Genomic DNA, 887 nt, shown 5'->3' with positions numbered 1-887 from the left:
CGATCGCAATAACGGTTTTACCTTCCATTAATTTATAGAGGCTTTCTTGAATCGCAGCTTCGACTTCAGAGTCGAGTGCAGATGTCGCCTCGTCTAAGACAAGAATCGGTGCATCTTTTAATAAGACGCGCGCGATCGCAATACGCTGACGCTGACCACCACTCAGTTTTACACCACGCTCGCCCACGTGGGCTTCGTAACCGGCGCGGCCTTTGACATCACTAAGGTTTTGAATGAACTGATGCGCTTCGGCTTGCTCTGCCGCCGCAATCACCTGTTCTAGAGTCGCCTCGGGTTGGCCGTAGGCAATGTTGTCGCGCACAGAGCGATGCATGAGCGAGGTATCTTGTGTTACCACACCTATTTGCGCCCTAAGGCTTTCTTGTTGAACCGCACTAACGTTTTGCCCATCGACAAGAATTTCGCCTTTCTGAATATCGTGAAAACGCAGCAGAAGATTGATGAGTGTTGATTTACCAGCACCAGAACGGCCAACGAGTCCGATTTTCTCTCCCGCTTTAATTCGCAGAGATAAATCTTTAAGCACTGATTCACCGGCATTGTATTCAAAACTGACCTGATTAAAGTCAATTTGGCCCTTAGCCATCGCAAGCGCGTTTGCATTGTTTTTGTCTTGAATTAGTTTGGGCTGTGAGATGGTATTGATGCCGTCTTGCACCGATCCGATATTCTCAAACAATGCCGACACTTCCCACATAATCCACTGTGACATGCCGTTCAAACGCAAGGCTAAACCAATGGCCACTGCAATCGCACCTGTGCTCACAGAATCAACGGACCAAAGATAAATGGATAAGGTCGCCACCGAAAACAGCAGCAGTGAATTCAGGAACCATACGCTGACATTTAGCTTGGTGACTAAACGC

Annotated in this window: 1 protein-coding gene; it reads right to left on the bottom strand. The window is 48.1% G+C overall.

Features of this window, described 5'->3' with window-relative positions; genetic code table 11:
- A partial coding sequence (locus A3762_RS02860; protein WP_156493172.1) for an ABC transporter ATP-binding protein occupies window positions 1-887 on the bottom strand: 887 nt, incomplete at both ends.

This window comes from Oleiphilus sp. HI0125, from assembly GCF_001635355.1.
This window is presented reverse-complemented; position numbering and strand designations above follow the sequence as displayed.